The following is a 992-nucleotide window of genomic DNA, read 5'->3' as shown; positions in this document are numbered from 1 at the left end:
GGTCTGGGACGGTGCGGCGGAGGATGGTGAGGACTTGTACGGCGGCTGCGCAGGCGCGGGTGGTGATGTCGAACCAGCCGTAGCGCAGGGTGGCTTCGGCGCGGAGGGTGGCTCGGTTGTCTCGGTCCAGGTCTCGCCAGCGCTGGTGCGGGATCAGGTGTAGGCGGCCGTCGAGTTCGATGTCCAGGCCGAAGCCGTCGTAGTACACGTCGGTGAACTCGCCGTCGACGGCTCGTTGGCGGGTTCCGGTGGGGAGGCCGTGGCGGCGTTCGACGTCTCGGAAGTAGCGAAGTTCGAGGAGCGAGTGCGATCCGGCGGCTACGTCGGTGAGGATCGGGCGGAGGGAACGGCCGTGGCGGAGGCGGCCTCGGGTGGTCAGGGCCGCGGCGATGGCGGCGGGGTGTACTCGGCCGGATTGGCAGGCTTCGGCGATGACCGCGGCTGCTTCGTCGAGGGTTCGGGTGATTCCGACGATGTCGAGGACTGCGTGGGCGGCGGTACGGCGGGGCGGGATGACGCGCGCGAGTCGGTCGGCCCAGTGGATGTCGCGGTGGATGATGAGGCCGGGGCGTCGGATGAGGGTGCGGTGGTCGGGAATGGTCACGTGCACTGCGCGACCGGGGGAGGGCTTGATGAGGCCGAGTTGTTCGGCTGCGGTGTAGTGGCTCCAGGCGGCGTCGGGGCCGGCGTGCAGGAGGGCGGCGATCAGGCGTTCGTCGTACCCGATGGGGCCGTTGTGGGTGGAGTACACACCGGGGTGGATGGTTTGCCAGCGGCGGCTGCGGATCCGCTGCCTGATGCGGTCGCTCGACCAGCCGGCGGCGAGCAGCTGAACTCGTGACACGATCCGGTCCTGAGACCGGATCAAGTCGTGGATTCCTTCGTCGGCCAGTTGTTGGTGCCACCACCATTCCATCCACCCCAGCATGAGCCAATCGGCCTGACCCTGCAGAACGCCCTGTGGATAACCGTTAGTCGGCGTGGGTGGGTTG

1 protein-coding gene is annotated in these 992 nt (G+C 68.5%); it reads right to left on the bottom strand.

The window, feature by feature from the left end:
• A partial coding sequence (locus E1261_RS44920; protein WP_132416506.1) for a hypothetical protein occupies positions 1 to 844 on the bottom strand: 844 nt, incomplete at its 3' end.
• Positions 845 to 992: the final 148 nt, after the last annotated feature.

Origin of the sequence: Kribbella albertanoniae, assembly GCF_004348455.1 — a bacterium.
GTDB classification, from domain to species: Bacteria; Actinomycetota; Actinomycetes; order Propionibacteriales; family Kribbellaceae; genus Kribbella; species Kribbella albertanoniae.
Note: the sequence above shows the minus strand (reverse complement) of the source record. Positions and strands in the feature narration are given on the sequence as shown.